Genomic DNA, 15,590 nt, shown 5'->3' on the forward strand with positions numbered 1-15,590 from the left:
GCGGGACAATGGGCGCATGGACGATGCCGACCCCCTTGAGCAGGCGCTGCACATGGCCCGCGCCCTGGTCCTCGCGGATCTGGCCGCGCGCGATGTCGCGGACGCCGAGGTGGTGTCGATGGTCGAGAAGTCGGTGACCCACCGCCGCTGGTGGGTGCGGCAGTGGCCGGAAGGCGTCGACTACGTCACGGGTCTCGTCGCCCAGGACGTCCAGGACGCCCTTCTCGAAAGCCATGGCCGCTGGCCCCTCTGCCCCGTCTGCGACGCGGGCGACCCGCACGCCCTCGACGTCGAACCGGAGCTGGGCTCGGACCCGCACTGGGTCTGCGCCAAGGCGGGCGTGGTGGTGTCCGCCGTCGGCGGCCTCGCGTGACGGTCTACATCGACCCGCCGACCTGGCCCGGTCATGGACGGATGTGGTCCCACCTGATCAGCGATGTCTCGTACGACGAACTCCACGCCTTCGCCGCCTCCATCGGCTGCCCCCGCCGCGCCTTCGAACGCGACCACTACGACGTCCCCTCCCACCGCTACGCCGACGCGGTGGCGGCGGGCGCGGTGCAGGTGTCGAGCCGCGAGGTGGTCAGACTGCTGACGGCGGCGGGTCTGCGGCGGCCGAAGGGGCGGCCGGCGTAGGGCGTGGAGCGCACGCTGCGGGGCGTCGCCCCGAGGACCCGGAACGACCCGGAACGACCCGGAACGACCCGGAATGAACCGGAACGGCCCGGATGAAACCGTACGACGGGAACGATCCGAACAGCTCCAGCGACCCGGACGGCCTGAACGACTCGAACGGCTCAAGGGACCTGAACGACCTGAACGACCTGAACGGTCCGAACGACGCAGGCGACCTGAACAGCTCGAACAGCTCGAACGGCTTGAATTGCTCGAACAGCCTGAACACCTTGAACGGCCCCGACGGCTCGAACCGTCCGCCTCCCGTCCACCTCCCGCCCGGCGCCCGGTCAGACCTGTTCGGCGCAGGCCACCGCCGGCTCCCGGACGCCGGAGGACGACGACGTCACCACCCGCGACCCGCCGTGCAGCCGCAGCGAGACGCCGACCAGGGCCACGGCGACGAGCATCATCCCCGCGCCCGCCCAGGCCGTCGACGCGAAGCCGAAGTCCGCGTCGATGACCGTGCCGCCGAGCCAGGGGCCGCCCGTGTTGCCCAGGTTGAAGGCCGCGGTCGTCGTCGCGCCGGCGAGGGTGGGGGCCGCGCCCGCGACATTGAACATCCGGGCGTTGAGGGCCGGAGCCGTGAAGAAGGCGGAGAGCCCGAGCAGGAACGCCAGGGTGACCACGGCTGCCGGGGTGGTGGCGAAGAGCGCGAGGGCCGCGAGGAACACGGTCGACGCGGTGATCCCGCTGAGCATCACCCCGAAGAGGCGCGCGTCCGCGATCCGGCCGCCCACCGTCGTACCGACGAGGGCGCCGAGCCCGAACAGGGCCAGCACCGTCGGCACCCAGCCCTCGCCGATTCCGGCGACGTCCGTCAGCAGCGGCGCGAGATACGAGAACGCGCAGAAGACCCCGCCCGCCGCGAGCGCCGTGATCGCGATGGAGAGCCAGACCTGCCGGTCCCGGTAGATCGACAACTCCCGCCGCAGCCGCGGCTTCTCCTCGGGCAGCGGAATCCGGGGGATCAGCGTCACGACTCCCACGAGCGCGACCGCCGACGCCAGCCCGACCGCCCAGAACGCCGACCGCCACCCGAACTGCTCCCCGAGGAACGCCCCCGCCGGCACGCCCAGCACATTCGCGATCGACAGCCCGCCGATCATCACCGCCATCGCCCGCGCCCGCGCGTTCACCGGCACCATCGCGATGGCCACGGCCGCCCCGAGCGCCCAGAACCCCGCACACGCGAACGCGCTGACCACCCGCGACACGAACAGGACCTCGTACGTCGGAGCCACCGCCCCCGCGACCTGCCCCACCCCGAACACCGAGATCAGCGCGATGAGCGTCGCCTTGCGCGGCAGCCGCAGCGTCGCCACGGCGAGCAGCGGCGCGCCGACCACCATCCCGATCGCGAACGCGGATATGAGAAGCCCGGCCTGCGGGATCGACACATCCATGTCGTCCGCGATGGGCGGCAGAAGCCCGGAGAGCATGAACTCGCTCGTGCCGAGCGCGAAGACGGACAGGCCGAGCATGTAGACGGCGAGCGGCATACGGCGACGAGAGTCGGATTCGGGCATGACATGGGCAACGGTCGCGGTTGTGCCTGTCATTCCCAGGAGCGCGGACGATCTTGCATGGGTTTCGCGGGGGAGGAGTGCCGGACTCCCCGCACCCTCGGCTGAGCGTGCCGGACTCCCGGCACCCTCGGTTGAGCGGCCGGACTTCCAGCGCCCTTGGTTGAGCGGCTGGCCCACGGGCCGCCGCGCCGGCCGTCCCGGCCGGGTCAGTCGCCGCGTAGAAACAGCCCGTACACGATCTGGTACGGCCCCAGAAGAAGGCTGATGAGGACGCCCGGCATCCAGAGGAGGACCGTCAGGGCACGGCGCACCACACCCCACGGGGTCAGCACGGGAAGAGGGTCGGAGGCGCGCCGTGGATCGTGGATCAGCCGTACGCGCTCGGGCTGCCCGGGGACACGGCGGACGCTGTGATCGGCCCTCATGGTGCGGTCCACACCCGTGGTGTCGGTGTAGCGGAAGGACCTCGGGTAGCCGCTGTTCTCGTCGAGGGTCGCCTCCATGGGAACGCCGCGGAACCGGAGGACGATCCGCCGGCACAGGTGCCAGACCAGGGGGACGACGAAGGCCAGGCCGAGGGCGAGGGGCAGCAGGGCGAACACCGCCGCTACGGCGTTGAGCCACTCGCCGACCGCGAAGAGGCCCACGACTCCCGCCGCGTATGCGCCGCCGACGACCCACAGGGCGATCAGAAGTGGGTCCGGGTCCCATCGCCTCGGGGCGGTCTCCGACGTACGGACCATCGCGGCGCCGTCCTCCCTGGGAGTGGACGGGTCCCGTCGTGGAAGGGCGGCGCCGACCGCTGCGACGAGCGCCTGGGCGGCCGCGGAGTTGCGGGAGTGCACGTGGTGGACGGTGGGGTCGACGCCCTCCGGCGCCGGTGAGTACGACAGCGACGGCGCGCCGGGACGCGTCCAGGCGTACTTCCTCGACGGCTTCCAGAGGTATGTGCAACTGGGCGCGGGGCAGCGTCAGGAGCAACCCGTCCGGGCGCAGGCTGAGCGTCGCCGAGCGGCCGGAGAGAAGGATGGACGGCGCGGCACGGGCTGAGTGGACATCCGGGCAGCATGAGGGCCGCAATCGCCGCCAGCCCCAAGGCAGTTGAACGAGATCCACCCGCGCCGGAGCGGTGGAAACCGGTCTTTGGGCGTCGGCCCTGCCCAGGGTGGTTTCTCGGCTGATCGCGATGACGACGATCCATGTGTACCGGGGGTGTCCGCGTCTACCGGGAGTGTCCGGGTGTACCGGGGGTGTCCGGGTGTACCGGGGGTGTCCGGGCCGTCTCTTTCACTTCTCGCTCGGGCCGCGGAGTGCGCTCGGGTCGCGGAGCGCCTGCCGTACCGACCAGACCACGGCGACCAGCGGGACGGCCACCACCGCGCCGATCACGCCCGCCGTGATGGCGCCTCCGACCACGGAGAGGGCCACCACGACGGGGTGAAGCCGGACCGCCCAGCTCATGACCAGCGGGTGCAGCAGATGGGCCTCGATCTGCCCGATGACCACGATGAGCACCACCACGATCCCCGCCACCAGCACTCCCTTGGACGCGAGCGCGATCACCACCGCGACGGCCAGAGCGATCGGCGAGCCGATCAGGGGGACGAACGCGGCGAAGAACTCCAGCAGCGCCAGTGGCAGCGCGAGGGGTACGCCGAGCAGGGCGAGCGCGATGCCGACGAGGACCGCGTTGACCGTGGCGACGAGGAGCACGCCGTGGGTGTAGCCGGTGAAGGTCCGCCACGCGGCCCGTCCCGCCGTGGCGGTACGGCCGCGGAACCGGGACGGCAGATCGGCGCAGAACCAGGCCCAGTACCGCTCGCCGGAGTGGATGAAGAAGAAGGAGCAGAACACGGCGAGGGCGAGCACGGTGAACACCTCGATCACCCGGCCGGCGCCGCTGAGGGCGGTGCTCACCAGCGCGGAGCGGTGGGTCGTGAGCAGATGCCCGAGCTGGGACTGGAAGTCGGTCAGGGCGTGGGGGGAGAGCCGGAACGGAGGCTTCTCCAGTAGCTGCAGGATCCGGTTGAACCCGTTGTGGAACTCCCGCGCCAGCGTGCTCTGCTGCCCGGCGACCACCTCCCCGACCAGCGCGAACACACCGAGGACGAGGACGATGCTGCCGGTCACCGTCAGCCCTACGGCGAGCGCGCGGGGCAGCCTGCGGGCCAGCAGGCCGGCGGTGGGCCGCAGCACGGCCGTGGCCACGAGTGCCAGGAAGACGGCGACGGCGATCTGATGGAAGCGGCCGAGCACGGAGAAGACCCCGAGGACGACGAGCACCACCACGACGACGCGCCAGGCGTACGCGGCGGCGACGCGCAGACCCTCGGGTACGGCCGGGTGCGGGGTGGGGGCGGGCGGTGACGGCGGCGGCTCGGCGGTGCTGGACATCCCTTCGCTGTTACCGCCGCCGGTCCGCGGGTCCCCGTGGGCGTCGACCGTTTCACCCGGAGGGCACCGCCCTGATCCGCTGTTCGGCCGGACCCGACGTCCGGGCACCACCGTCTCGGCCCTGTCCTCCCGACGCTGCCGGAAGGGCCGAGGAACTCAGCGTGTAGCCAGGGCCGTGGCCTCTGTGCGGGGTTCGGATGGTTCACCACCGGTGAGGGCGGCGAAGTCGGCGTGGACCTGCGCCACGGCCTCGGGATACGTCTCGCGCCTGGCGTGCTCGGCGAGTGCCCGGTAGACGCTGGCGAAGGAGCATGGACCACCCCCGTCCCCTGGCACGTCAGCGAACGCCACACGCCGTTGCGCGGCGAGGACACCCACCTCGTACGGCCCTACGCACCCCTCGACGACACCCTGCGGCTCCGGACCGTACGACCCCGGCCCCGCCGGATCCTCGTCCACATGGCCCGCGGCCTGGACCTGGCCGCGCTTCCGGGAGCGCCCGGATGACCGTCGACGGACTCACCGTCCCCGTACCCGAACCCCTCACCGCCGACTGCACCCACTGCCACCGCCCCACCCACGCACCCATCCCCATCCGCTGGACAGAACACTCACTCCACTACGCGTGCCCCCAGTGCGCACCCCACCTCACCCCAGGCCCCACTCCCAACGAGTAGCCCCTGTTCAGGAGCCTCTACTCGGGGGCGAGGAGGGCCAGTTCGGCCGTGAGGTTGCGACGGGCCCGCGTCTCCCATTCGCGTACGCCGTGCGGGGTGTGGAAGAGGCGCGGCAGATCGAGGAGTTGGCGCAGCACGGCGGCCCGGCCGGCGCGGAAGGCGTCGTCCGGGACGAAGCCGTACTCCTCCCGTACGGCGGCGGTGTAGGCGGCGTACGGCTCCGGGCCCGAGGCCAGGATCGCGAGATCGGCGTCGCACAGGACCGCGCCGTTGGCGTCGTCGTCGGCCGGGGCGTGGGTGACGGTGAGGCGGACCAGACGGGCGACTTCGGCGGTGGCCTCGGGGGAGAGCCCGGCTTCGGGAAGGGCGCGCTCCGCGAGACGGGCCGAGCGCTCCTCGTTCTCCGAGCGCTCGGGAAGGTAGACCGCGTCGTGGAACCAGGCCGCCAGGCGTACGAGTTCGGGATCGGCGGCATGCGCGGCGAGCGTGTCGACGTGGTCGAGGACCGCGACCAGGTGGGCGGTGGTGTGGTACCGGCGCTGCGGCTCGCCCCAGCGGGCAAGCAGATTCTCCGCGTACGGGACCGGGTCCGGACCGTCGGCCGCACCGCCGCCGCGTGCGGCCGTGACCGTACGTGTCCACCGTTCGCGGAGATCGGCACAGGGCTCGTCCGGGTGGGCCGCGCCGGCGGCGGGGTCGCTCATGGAACGACTGTACGGCGCGGGCGCACGGCTCCGGTACGTGCCGCTCGGGACGAGGGACCTTGTAGGCCACGGGACCCCGGACAGCGGGCCCGCGCGGCAAACGGCAGGCGGATTCGCCGCATGGGCATCACCTGCCCCTGGATCTCTGCGGCCTGAAGAGGCCGGCCGGCCTACATGGAACCCGTTGTGCCGGGACGGAAGAAGCCGGTAGCGAGGTCAGCGCAGCTCTGACGGATGCGACGGAGGGCTTCGACCACGTCGTCACCGAAAGCGATCGGCGCACCAGGAGAATCCACGCGCTGGAACTCCTCGTTACGGATCACTCGTCGGGGGTAGCTTACGGCTCGGGGAACGTCGCCCACCGTCACCCGAGCGAAACCGTCCCGCAGGTCCGAGGAGCGATTTCGCGGCCCGATCCGTCCCAGGCGACCAAAAGCGCCGATCGGGGTGACACTGGAGAAAGACGGAGGGAAAACGCCTACCAGCCGTAGCGGAGGGCAGACATCATGATCGGAGTGATGATCCTCTTCGGGCTCATCCTGGTGGCCCTGATAACCGTGGCCATGTGGCGCGACGGTCGGCGGCGGGCCCAGCTCGTGGTGCCGCGCCCGGAAGAGCAGCCGCGCAAGCCCGATCACCGTGAGCACATCGAGGAAGTCCGTGAGGCCGACGGGGAGGACTCCTTCCCCCACGACGGGGGGCGTCTGCTCCCGTACAACCTGAGGACGCACAGCAGCCACAGCACGGGCAAGGGCCCGGAGAGCAGGCCCAAGCACAGCCCGAACCCCCACAGCGGCTCCTTCGGCAGCGGCGGCCTGGGCGGCTGACGCGGCCTGACGCGGCCTGACGCGGCGGAGGCGGCTGAGTGGCCGTGTTCGTCCAACCGGCCGGTCCTCACGGGGATGGTTCGCCTCCCGCGGGTCTTCGCGGGTTCCGGCGCGCTGCCCGTCCAGTCGCGCGTTCGCCTGACCCGGTGCGCGCCCGCCCGGCCAGTTGCCCGCCCGGCCAGGGCGCGTGCCCACCCGGCCAGGGCGCGTGCCCACCCGGCCAAGTGCCCGCCCACCCGGCCAAGTGCCCGCCCGTCGGGCGGCGCGCGGAGCCGCGGAAGCCAAAGGCCGAGCGCCACAGGGCGAGCCTCCAAAGACCGAGCGCCGCGGGTGGGGCCGTCAAAACCAAAGACCGAGGGCCCGGGCGTGATGCCCGGGCCCTCGGCCTCCTGGTACCGGTTCGGGTTCGGTACCGCTGTGACTACGAGGCCGCCCTGAAGCCCCGCAGCCGCAGGCTGTTCCCGACCACGAACACCGACGAGAAGGCCATCGCCGCGCCCGCGATCATCGGGCTCAGCAGCCCCATCGCGGCGAGCGGCAGCGCCGCCACGTTGTAGGCGAAGGCCCAGAACAGGTTCGTACGGATCGTGCCCAGCGTCTTGCGCGCCAGCCGGATCGCGTCGGCCGCCGACCGCAGGTCACCGCGGACCAGGGTCAGATCGCTGGCCTCGATCGCGGCGTCCGTGCCGGTGCCCATCGCCAGGCCCAGATCGGCCTGGGCGAGCGCCGCCGCGTCGTTGACGCCGTCGCCGACCATGGCGACGCTGCGGCCCTCCGCCTGGAGGCGCTTGACGACGTCGACCTTGTCCTCCGGCATGACCTCGGCGATCACCTCGCCGATGCCGACCTCGGCGGCCACCGCCTCGGCGACGGCCTTGTTGTCCCCGGTCAGCAGGATCGGGGTCAGGCCCAGGCCGCGCAGCCGGGTGATGGCTTCGGCGCTGGTCTCCTTGACCGCGTCCGCGACCTCCAGGACCGCGCGGGCCTCGCCGTCCCAGGCCACCGCGATCGCGGTACGGCCCGCGGCCTCCGCCTCGGCCTTGGCACGCGCCAGGTCCTCCGGCAGGTGGATCTCCCATTCGGCGAGCAGCTTGACCCGGCCCACCAGCATGGCGTGGCCTTCGACGATGCCCTGAACGCCGAGTCCGGGGATGTTGGCGAAGTCCTCGGGCGCGGGGAGCGTGCCGACCTCGGCGGTGGCTCCGGTGGCGACGGCCTGGGCGATCGGGTGCTCGGAGGCGTTCTCCAGAGCGCCCGCCAGCCGCAGGACCTCGGCCCGGTCGGTGGTGGAGTGGACGTGCACGCCGAGCAGGGTCATCTTGCCGGTGGTGACGGTTCCGGTCTTGTCGAGGACGACGGTGTCGACCTTGCGGGTGGTCTCCAGGACCTCGGGGCCCTTGATGAGGATGCCGAGCTGCGCGCCGCGGCCCGTACCGACCATGAGGGCGGTCGGGGTGGCGAGCCCCAGGGCGCAGGGGCAGGCGATGATCAGTACGGCGACGGCGGCGGTGAAGGCCGCTGCCCAGCCCTCGCCCATCGCCAGCCAGACGCCGAGGGTGCCGAGCGCCAGCAGGATCACGATCGGCACGAAGACGCCGGAGATCTTGTCGGCGAGCCGCTGGGCCGCCGCCTTGCCGTTCTGCGCGTCCTCGACCAGCTTGGCCATCCGGGCGAGCTGGGTGTCGGCCCCGACGCGGGTGGCCTCGACGACCAGCCGGCCGCCGGCGTTCAGGGTGGCTCCGGTGACGGAGTCGCCGGGGCCGACCTCGACGGGCACCGACTCACCGGTCAGCATGGAGGCGTCCACGGCGGACGAGCCCTCGACCACGAGACCGTCGGTGGCGATCTTCTCGCCGGGGCGTACGAGGAAGTGGTCGCCGACGGCCAGCTGGGCCGTGGGGATGCGTACCTCCTGGCCGTCCCGGAGAACGGTGACCTCCTTCGCGCCCAGCTCCATCAGCGCCCTGAGCGCCGCCCCCGCCTTGCGCTTGGAGCGGGCCTCGAAGTAGCGCCCGGCCAGGATGAAGGCGGTGACGCCGGCGGCGGCCTCCAGATAGATGTTGGAGGAGCCGTCGGAGCGGGAGATGGTCAGCTCGAACGGGTGGGTCATGCCGGGCATGCCCGCGTGACCCCAGAACAGCGCGTAGATCGACCACAGGAACGCGGCGATCGTGCCGACGGAGATCAGGGTGTCCATGGTGGCCGCGCCGTGCCGGGCGTTCTTCCAGGCGGCGCGGTGGAAGGGCCAGCCGGCGTAGACGACGACGGGCGCGGCGAGCGTCAGCGAGAGCCACTGCCAGTACTCGAACTGGAGGGCGGGGATCATCGCCATGGCGATGACGGGTACGGCGAGGACGAGAGCGGTGATGAGCCGTTCCCGCAGGGTCTTCAGCTCCCCGTCGACCTCTTCGGTCTCGTCGCCGGCCTCCTGCGCGCCGGCCGTGCCGTCGGCGCCGGGCGCGACGGCCTGCCGCTTGGGTTTGGGTTCGGCGGCGGTGTAGCCGGTGGCCTCGACGGTCCCGATGAGATCCTGTACGGAGATGTCGTCGCTGAAGGTGACCTTCGCCTTCTCCGTGGCGTAGTTCACCGTCGCTTCGACGCCGTCCATGCGGTTGAGCTTCTTCTCGATACGGGACGCACAAGAGGCGCAGGTCATGCCGCCGATGGCGAGTTCTACCTCTTTGTGGGTGGCTGTGTGCGCCACGGTTCCTCCCTGTCCGAGCCTTGATGCCTCTAATGATACCCCTAGGGGGTATCGGATCACTCTTTATGTATACCCCCTATAGGTATATCGTGCAAGTCCTGAACCCCGCGATGTGGGGGGCTTCTCATCGGGCCGCTGATGCATCCGCGATGCCCGCGTATTAGCCTTGCTATTGGACTAGACCTGTTAACGCTGTAGCCGCCCCAGGAGGAATGGGTTCACATGAGCAACCGTGCAGTCCTGGAGGTGATCGCTCTGGACGCCGAGGACGCGATCGCCGCGCAGTCAGGAGGGGCGGACCGGCTGGAGCTGATCACCGACATCGCGGCGGACGGTCTGACCCCGTCGCGGGAGACGTTCGCCCGTATCCGGGAGGCGGTCGGCATTCCCCTGCGGGTGATGCTCCGGCTCGCGGACGGCTTCTCGGCGGGCTCCCCGGAGGATGCGGAGGCGCTGGTGCGGGCCGCGGCCGGTCTGCACGCGGAGGGGGCGCAGGAGTTCGTGCTGGGCTTCCTCGACGACGCGGGCAACCCCGACCTGGTCACCGTGGAACGGCTCCTCGCCGAGGCGTCCGGCTGCCGCTGGACCTTCCACCGGGCGATCGACCGCGCCGCCGACCGCGACGCGCTCCGCAAGCAGCTCGCCGATATGCCGGGCCTCGACACCTACCTCACGGCGGGCTCCCCCCTGGGCGTGGACGACGGCCTCCCCACCCTCGTCGCGGAAGCCGCCCGGCGCGGCGAACCGGGCTACGAGCCCGAACTCCTCGTCGGCGGCGGCCTGCGGCTGGACCACCTTCCCGCCCTGATGGCCGCGGGCATCGACGCCTTCCACATCGGGGGCGCGGCTCGGGTGAACGGCTGGGAGGGTCCGGTGAGCGCGGAGGCGGTACGGAAGTGGCGGATGGCCATCGACGCCTGAACGTCGCCTGAACCGCCGCCGGAAGCGACGCCTTGACCGCGCCTGACTCGCAGCCTGAACGGCCCGCCTGAACGGCCGCCTAGAGGAGAGCGCTTTCCGGTCATGTCGGGGCCTTGATGAGAACGGCCCCGCGCCGCCGCCCGCTCGGCCCGAGGTTCGGCCCGCGCGCTCTGCTGCACGTACTGCCTGCACGTTTTGCCCGCCTGGTCATCCCGTGTGGCGAGCCCGTGAGCCTGTGAGTACGTGAGCACGCGGGTACGTGAGTACGCGAGCCCGCGTGGTCCGCTCCGAGGCAGGCGCTCGCCCACGTCCCCGTCCCCGCGCGGTCGCCGTGCCGTCGGTCCCGCGCGGTAGACCGCCTCGCCGCGACGGGACCTCGCCGCGACGGGCCTGGGCGCGATGTGCCGGTGATCCGCCGGGTGCCGGCTCCGGCCGCCTCCCGTACGGAGGAAACGCCTCCGGCCGCCCCCGTACGACGGAGACGGCCGGAATCATCAGCGCATCAGCGCATCGGCGCATCGGCACACAGCGCACCAAGTGCGTCGGCGCGTCAGCGGTACATCAGCGCACGTCGACGTAGTCCCCGGCCGTCACGACCCCGGCCATCTTGGAGTTGCCCACGAACTTGTAGCGCCAGTAACCGTCGGTCGTCGCCTTGACCGTGGTCTTCAGATTGCCCTTGCTGTCCGTGCTGACCCGCTTGACCACGGAGTACTTCGTGGAGCCCTTCTTGCGGAACTCCAGCTGGACCGGCAGGTTGCGGTAGCCGGAGTAGACGTCCCGGTCCCAGTTGGCGACGCGCAGACCGCCGGTGACCGTGAGGGTCTTGTTCTTCTTCACCGGCTCGGGGCTGGCGTTCACGGTCAGACGGGCTTCCCGCAGGATCGAGAAGGTCCTGGCGTTCTCGATGAAGGTGAAGGTCTCCCCGTCGCTCGCCAGCGCGGCGACCTGGGTCTTCCAGGGGCCCGCCAGGCGGTTCTCCAGGTCGAACCAGGGGTCGACCACGTAGTCGGCCCGGCAGGTGGGCGCTACACCCGTGCAGTTCTTGGCGATGATCGTGTCGGGAACGAGCACGCCGTCGGGCAGCTCGGGGTTCGTGCCCCTCCACGGGAAGGCGAACCCCTCGGCGACGCCGTCGGGGGTGGCGGCCTTGAAGGTCACCGAGAACTTCTTGTTGTTGAGGCCGACCACGAGCGGCTTGCCGCCGTTGACGACCACGTTTGAGATCCTCGGCGGGGTGACGGCGGCGATCTTGGCCTTCGCGTCCGCCGAGGCTCCGACACGCTTCTTGGCTCCGAGACGCTTCTTGGCTTCGGCGATCGCCGACTCGGCCGCGCTCTGGCCCGAGCCACCCGGCTTCTCGTCGGCCTGGACGGCGGGAGCCGCCAGGGTGGTCAGAACGAGCGCGCCGGTCACAGCGGCCACTGACACACGTATACGCATGAATTCCCCAGTTTATGCGAGGGGCTCCGCGGCACGGATATCCAGTGCCGAGCGGAGCGCCTGGAGGTCTGTTTGACGTTCCAGACGCCGGAGCGGAACGAAGGGTTGTACGGGAGAACCGAATCACCGTGCGATCAGGCCGGGCGGAAGGGCCCGGAGCGCGCGCTCAGGGCGGAAGGGCCCGGAGCGCGCGCTCAGGGCGGAAGGGCCCGGAGCGCGCGCTCACCCCGTCCGGCCCGCCAACTGGACCGGCAGAGCGCCCCGGTGAAGCACGGTCAGCCCTGAGACCGCCCGTGTCAGAGCCACGTACAGCCTGCGCAGACCGGTCCGTTCGTCGGGCTCGGCGGCGACGAGGGCCGCCGGGTCGTCCAGGACGACATAGTCGTACTCCAGCCCCTTGGCCAGAGAGGCCGGGACCAGCGTCAGCCGGGACTCGGCCGTCGTCAGGGAACCGGGAGCGAGATAGGGCAGTCCGGCGGCGGTCAGCGCCGAACCCAGCGCCTCCACCCGGCCGTCGGCCGCGATCAGACCGGTCGAGCCCTCCCGCCGCAGAGCCTCCACGCACGCGGCCACGACCGCCGCGTCCAGTTCGTCCGCTCCGCCCGCGACCTCGCGGACCTCCAGCGAACCGGGCGACTCACGCACCGAAGTGACCTCCGCCAAACCGGGGGACATGAACGGAAGCAGCCGGGAGGCGTACGAGATGACCTCGCGCGGCACCCGGAATCCGGCGGTCAGCTCCTCCACCACCGCGTCCGGCTTGCCCAGATGGGACAGGGCCTCGGCCCAGCTCTCGGTCGCCCACGGAGTCGTCCCCTGCGCGAGATCGCCCAGCACGGTCGCCGAACCCGTCGTACAGCGCCGTCCCACCGCCCGGTACTGCATGGGCGACAGGTCCTGCGCCTCGTCGAGGACCACATGGCCCAGCGAGTGCGTCCGGCTCACCAGATCCGCCGCCTCGTCGATCAGCACGGCGTCCGCGGACGACCACTTCGCGGAACGCGGACTCCGCGCCGGCCTCTCCCACAGGATCGTCCGCTGCTCCTCCCCGGTCAGCACGCCGTCCGCGTGGGCGGCCAGGAACTCCGCGTCCGAGAGCAGCCGCAGCACCAGCTTCGCCGGGTCCACGGGAGGCCAGATCGCCTTGACGGCCGCCTTCACGGCGGGGTTACGGGCCACCGCGTCCTGGACGCGGTCGTCGGGCGCCTCGCCCGCCTGCTCCATGCGGACGAGGACGGCGTGCGCGATCCGCTGGGGAAGGGCGTCGCGGGCCGCGCCGTAGCGGATGTCCCGCTCCAGCAGTTCGACCACGATCTCTTCGAGTTCGTACGCGGGAACGCGCCACCGCCGGGAACCGCGGACCACCATCACGGGCTCGACGGGCGGCGTGACATGCGACCGCAGGGCCCGCGTGAGGACCTCCGCCATCCGGGCGTCGCCCTTGACGGCGGCCGCGGCCGGGCCGTCGACGCCGCGCACCTCCACATGCGCGACCAACTCGTCGACGGTCGACTGCCTGACCTCCAACTCGCCCAGCGCGGGCAGGACCTGCTCGATGTAGTCGAGGAAGGAACGGTTCGGCCCGATGACGAGCGTGCCGGCGCGGGCCAGCCGCTCCCGGTGCGCGTAGAGGAGATACGCGACCCGGTGCAGGCCCACGGCGGTCTTTCCGGTGCCGGGACCGCCCTGCACACAGACCGTGCCACCGAGCCCCGACCGGACGATCTCGTCCTGCTCCGGCTGGATCGTGGCGACGATGTCCCGCATCGGGCCCACGCGCGGGCGCTCGATCTCCTCCCGGAGCAGCCTGCCGACATGGCTCTCATCCGCCGGGTCGGTCAGATGCTCGTCCTCGTACGCCGTCAGCTCGCCGCCCGTGTAGCCGAAGCGCCGCCGGAGTTCCACGTCCTGGGGGTCCTTGCGGGACGCCCGGTAGAACGGCTTCGACACGGGCGCCCGCCAGTCCACCACCATCGGGTCGCCGTGGGCGTCGTGGACATGGCGTCGGCCGATATAGAAGCTGTGGCCCTCCTGGGCGGTCTCGAGATAGTCGAGACGGCCGAAGAAGAGCGGTGTGTGGACGAGATCGGCGAGTTCCTTGATCCGCAGCTCCTTCTGGCTCTCCAGCACCCGCGTGTTGACCCAGTTCGCGGTCACGTCACGGATGTCGAGCGACTGGGCCGCCTCGCGCATCGTGCGCAACGCGGCACGGGAGGCGGACAGATGCGAGCGTTCCCGGAGAAGGGGATCGCCGCCGGGCGCGGGCTCGGGGACATGCGCAGGCTCGGGGGCATGCGTGGGCTGGGGGGCATGCGAGGGTACGGGGACGTGCGCGGGCACGGATCGCCTCCGGGGAAGCTGCGGGGGTCTGGACGGAGAGACCGACCGGTTTCCGTCCGGGCGGCGGCGCTCCTCGGAGGGAGGCGGGCAAGACGGAGGAGTCTAGTCAATGGCGCGGCACGGGAGCGAACGGTATTCCCTGGGGAGGACTAATCCCTGGGAGGACTCCGTGTCCTCCTGAAGTGCCGGTCCCGTAGGGGAACCCGTATGCCTGGAGTCGTACACGGGACGGAGAGGGGTTCAATCCGGGGGCCGATGCGCTGAGCAGGCACGGAATCCACCATGGATACATGACCACGACGACTCTCACCCCGGCATCCGAGATCCCCCGAACCCGCACCCGCCGACACGTCACCGCGAGCCGCGCCCCGGACTCCCAGCACCCCCAACACGCTCAGCACGCCCAGCACCGCGTCGGCAACGCACTGCGCGCGGTCAAGGTGTTCACCGCCGCCGTCTTCAGCGTGGCGGTCCTGGGGGAGTACGCGGAGGAGGCGGGCGTCCGCCGTTGAGCCCTCTCCCGCCCCCGTTGAGCCCTCTCCCGCCCCCGTTGAGCCCTCTCCCGCCCCCCGCATACGCCGAACGCTCCAGCCGTTTCACGGCCTTGCGCTGATCCACTAGTAGGGTCGCCGCCGTGACGTTCCGTAACGTGAGCCCCCGATCACTTGCCGCGGTCCTCGCCCTCGCGCTGGCCGCGCTCTGCACCGCGCAGCGCGTCCCGCTGCGTGTCCCCCTCGCCGACGGCTTCGCGTACGGCTTCATCGTCACCGACTGGCAACTGCCCGCCACGCATCCCCCCTTCGCCGCGATCCTCCTCGTGCCGACCGCCTGGCTGCCCGACCCGGCCCTCGAGGTCGCCTTCGTCGCGGGGAACGCCCTCCTTCTGGCCCTCCTCGTCAGACTCTGCTGCCGCGTCGCCGGCCTGACCGCGCCCGTGCCGCTGCTGCTGGCCGCCGTCGCCGTCGGCGTCTGGCTCGAACCGGACTTCACCCTCGCCCTCGTCTGCCTGGTCCTGTGGGACCTGGCCCGCGACGAAGACGCCATCGGGAAGGGCTTCGCGCTCGGCGTCGCGGCCGGGGTCGCCCTCGCGCCCGCCGTGTTCATCGTCTATCTGCTGCTCACCGGCCGGGTACGGGCGGGGCTCACCGCCCTCGCCTCCCTCACGGGCACGGTGCTGCTGGGCGCGCTCGTCCTCCCGCACGCGAGCACGGACTTCTGGACCAGCGGGGTCTTCGCGACGGCCGGGGACGCGCGCCAGCTCGCGTGGTGCGCGCCGCTGCTGGCGCTCGTATGGCTGACCAGCCGTACTCACGCGGGCGCGCGGGAAGTGAGCGCCCCGACCGAGGCGACGGGCCCGGCCGCCCGGCTCGGCTGAG

At 71.6% G+C, this 15,590-nt stretch carries 16 protein-coding genes; 9 read left to right on the forward strand and 7 right to left on the reverse strand.

The features are described 5' to 3' along the window. Positions 1 to 16: 16 nt before the first annotated feature. Positions 17 to 373, forward strand: a complete 357-nt coding sequence (locus tag ACWEFL_RS26660; protein WP_451717080.1) for a hypothetical protein — start codon at positions 17 to 19, stop codon at positions 371 to 373. After that, on the forward strand, positions 370 to 636 hold the full coding sequence (locus tag ACWEFL_RS26665) for a DUF4031 domain-containing protein (RefSeq protein WP_451717081.1): 267 nt from the start codon (positions 370 to 372) through the stop codon (positions 634 to 636). Before ACWEFL_RS26660 ends, ACWEFL_RS26665 begins: the two co-directional genes overlap by 4 nt. Before the next feature lie 329 nt (positions 637 to 965). Here ACWEFL_RS26665 and ACWEFL_RS26670 read toward each other — a convergent pair whose 3' ends face one another. Together ACWEFL_RS26670 and ACWEFL_RS26675 are read right to left on the reverse strand one after the other, a co-directional pair. Further along, positions 966 to 2,177, reverse strand: coding sequence for a Cmx/CmrA family chloramphenicol efflux MFS transporter (locus tag ACWEFL_RS26670; protein ID WP_451717162.1), 1,212 nt, complete (start codon positions 2,175 to 2,177; stop codon positions 966 to 968). 233 nt (positions 2,178 to 2,410) lie between these two features. Beyond that, positions 2,411 to 3,049: a hypothetical protein gene (locus tag ACWEFL_RS26675; protein ID WP_451717082.1), complete on the reverse strand. Its 639-nt coding sequence runs from the start codon at positions 3,047 to 3,049 to the stop codon at positions 2,411 to 2,413. 10 nt (positions 3,050 to 3,059) lie between these two features. Here ACWEFL_RS26675 and ACWEFL_RS26680 point away from each other — a divergent pair, with 10 nt between their 5' ends. Beyond that, positions 3,060 to 3,254 carry a hypothetical protein gene (locus ACWEFL_RS26680; protein WP_451717084.1) on the forward strand — a complete coding sequence of 65 codons (195 nt, stop codon included), beginning with the start codon at positions 3,060 to 3,062 and terminating at the stop codon, positions 3,252 to 3,254. Positions 3,255 to 3,491: 237 nt separating this feature from the next. On the opposite strand, the gene ACWEFL_RS26685 is transcribed toward ACWEFL_RS26680, so the two are convergent. Then, the gene (locus ACWEFL_RS26685; RefSeq protein ID WP_451717086.1) at positions 3,492 to 4,598 is read right to left on the reverse strand and encodes an AI-2E family transporter; all 1,107 of its coding nucleotides are present in this window, start codon (positions 4,596 to 4,598) and stop codon (positions 3,492 to 3,494) included. 231 nt (positions 4,599 to 4,829) lie between these two features. Here ACWEFL_RS26685 and ACWEFL_RS26690 point away from each other — a divergent pair, with 231 nt between their 5' ends. Together ACWEFL_RS26690 and ACWEFL_RS26695 are read left to right on the forward strand one after the other, a co-directional pair. Next, positions 4,830 to 5,105: a hypothetical protein gene (locus ACWEFL_RS26690; RefSeq protein ID WP_451717088.1), complete on the forward strand. Its 276-nt coding sequence runs from the start codon at positions 4,830 to 4,832 to the stop codon at positions 5,103 to 5,105. Further along, a complete protein-coding gene (locus ACWEFL_RS26695; protein WP_451717090.1) occupies positions 5,102 to 5,275 on the forward strand; it encodes a hypothetical protein in 174 nt (57 codons plus the stop codon). The genes ACWEFL_RS26690 and ACWEFL_RS26695 overlap by 4 nt, the downstream gene beginning before the upstream one ends. Positions 5,276 to 5,292: 17 nt before the next feature. On the opposite strand, the gene ACWEFL_RS26700 is transcribed toward ACWEFL_RS26695, so the two are convergent. Next, on the reverse strand, positions 5,293 to 5,979 hold the full coding sequence (locus ACWEFL_RS26700) for an HD domain-containing protein (RefSeq protein WP_451717092.1): 687 nt from the start codon (positions 5,977 to 5,979) through the stop codon (positions 5,293 to 5,295). 506 nt (positions 5,980 to 6,485) lie between these two features. On the opposite strand from ACWEFL_RS26700, the gene ACWEFL_RS26705 reads away from it, so the two are divergent. Further along, on the forward strand, positions 6,486 to 6,806 hold the full coding sequence (locus tag ACWEFL_RS26705) for a DUF6479 family protein (protein WP_451717094.1): 321 nt from the start codon (positions 6,486 to 6,488) through the stop codon (positions 6,804 to 6,806). 421 nt (positions 6,807 to 7,227) lie between these two features. Here ACWEFL_RS26705 and ACWEFL_RS26710 read toward each other — a convergent pair whose 3' ends face one another. After that, positions 7,228 to 9,462 carry a heavy metal translocating P-type ATPase gene (locus tag ACWEFL_RS26710; protein ID WP_451717164.1) on the reverse strand — a complete coding sequence of 745 codons (2,235 nt, stop codon included), beginning with the start codon at positions 9,460 to 9,462 and terminating at the stop codon, positions 7,228 to 7,230. 270 nt (positions 9,463 to 9,732) lie between these two features. On the opposite strand from ACWEFL_RS26710, the gene ACWEFL_RS26715 reads away from it, so the two are divergent. Then, positions 9,733 to 10,431 (forward strand): copper homeostasis protein CutC, encoded by a 699-nt coding sequence (locus tag ACWEFL_RS26715; RefSeq protein WP_451717096.1) that lies wholly within the window; start codon positions 9,733 to 9,735, stop codon positions 10,429 to 10,431. A 561-nt stretch (positions 10,432 to 10,992) separates the two neighbouring features. Here the strand turns inward: ACWEFL_RS26715 and ACWEFL_RS26720 are convergent. Together ACWEFL_RS26720 and ACWEFL_RS26725 are read right to left on the reverse strand one after the other, a co-directional pair. Next, positions 10,993 to 11,856: a calcium-binding protein gene (locus tag ACWEFL_RS26720; protein ID WP_451717098.1), complete on the reverse strand. Its 864-nt coding sequence runs from the start codon at positions 11,854 to 11,856 to the stop codon at positions 10,993 to 10,995. 240 nt (positions 11,857 to 12,096) lie between these two features. Further along, positions 12,097 to 14,214: a HelD family protein gene (locus ACWEFL_RS26725; RefSeq protein WP_451717100.1), complete on the reverse strand. Its 2,118-nt coding sequence runs from the start codon at positions 14,212 to 14,214 to the stop codon at positions 12,097 to 12,099. 290 nt (positions 14,215 to 14,504) lie between these two features. On the opposite strand from ACWEFL_RS26725, the gene ACWEFL_RS26730 reads away from it, so the two are divergent. Beyond that, positions 14,505 to 14,726, forward strand: coding sequence for a hypothetical protein (locus ACWEFL_RS26730; protein ID WP_451717102.1), 222 nt, complete (start codon positions 14,505 to 14,507; stop codon positions 14,724 to 14,726). Between the two features lie 122 nt (positions 14,727 to 14,848). After that, on the forward strand, positions 14,849 to 15,589 hold the full coding sequence (locus ACWEFL_RS26735; protein WP_451717103.1) for a glycosyltransferase 87 family protein: 741 nt from the start codon (positions 14,849 to 14,851) through the stop codon (positions 15,587 to 15,589). The last annotated feature ends 1 nt before the right edge of the window (position 15,590 follow it).

This window comes from Streptomyces sp. NPDC004838 (assembly GCF_053600955.1).

Bases quoted from the DNA above. Each gene is read 5' to 3' on its own strand.
- ACWEFL_RS26685 (WP_451717086.1), bottom strand. From the start codon at position 4,598: ATGTCCAGCACCGCCGAGCCGCCGCCGTCACCGCCCGCCCCCACCCCG.
- ACWEFL_RS26660 (WP_451717080.1), top strand. From the start codon at position 17: ATGGACGATGCCGACCCCCTTGAGCAGGCGCTGCACATGGCCCGCGCC.
- ACWEFL_RS26695 (WP_451717090.1), top strand. From the start codon at position 5,102: ATGACCGTCGACGGACTCACCGTCCCCGTACCCGAACCCCTCACCGCC.
- ACWEFL_RS26700 (WP_451717092.1), bottom strand. From the start codon at position 5,979: ATGAGCGACCCCGCCGCCGGCGCGGCCCACCCGGACGAGCCCTGTGCC.
- ACWEFL_RS26715 (WP_451717096.1), top strand. From the start codon at position 9,733: ATGAGCAACCGTGCAGTCCTGGAGGTGATCGCTCTGGACGCCGAGGAC.
- ACWEFL_RS26710 (WP_451717164.1), bottom strand. From the start codon at position 9,462: ATGACCTGCGCCTCTTGTGCGTCCCGTATCGAGAAGAAGCTCAACCGC.
- ACWEFL_RS26670 (WP_451717162.1), bottom strand. From the start codon at position 2,177: ATGCCGCTCGCCGTCTACATGCTCGGCCTGTCCGTCTTCGCGCTCGGC.
- ACWEFL_RS26705 (WP_451717094.1), top strand. From the start codon at position 6,486: ATGATCGGAGTGATGATCCTCTTCGGGCTCATCCTGGTGGCCCTGATA.
- ACWEFL_RS26730 (WP_451717102.1), top strand. From the start codon at position 14,505: ATGACCACGACGACTCTCACCCCGGCATCCGAGATCCCCCGAACCCGC.